Origin of the sequence: Pantoea sp. GbtcB22 (genome assembly GCF_019091025.1) — a bacterium.
Taxonomy (GTDB): domain Bacteria; phylum Pseudomonadota; class Gammaproteobacteria; order Enterobacterales; family Enterobacteriaceae; genus Pantoea; species Pantoea leporis.
Window position 1 is genome coordinate 1 of record NZ_JAGXKB010001031.1, and the last position, 230, is coordinate 230.

Consider the following 230-nt stretch of genomic DNA (forward strand, 5'->3'; position numbering starts at 1 on the left):
TAGTCAGCCTCCACCGGCGCCCCAATCATGCGACGCAGGTTTGATTTTTTTCCCCCTTGTCGCGCTGCGTTCGCGCCGCCACGTTCCCACCTTCCTCGTTGACGAGAACGGTGGCGAAGAACCGGTTGGGGAGTTGTTGCCTCGCTTCTCTTCCCCACTCCGATTGACGCCGCGAGCTTACTTTTCCAAGTCTCCCCGCAGCGGAACTCTGCGACGCAAAGGCGCCCGGG

Annotated in this window: 1 protein-coding gene; it reads right to left on the minus strand. The window is 61.7% G+C overall.

Annotated elements, in window-relative coordinates; all coding sequences use genetic code 11:
- Positions 1 to 25: 25 nt before the first annotated feature.
- On the minus strand, positions 26 to 230 hold a 205-nt coding region (locus tag KVT28_RS27405; RefSeq protein ID WP_217551510.1), incomplete at its 5' end, for a hypothetical protein.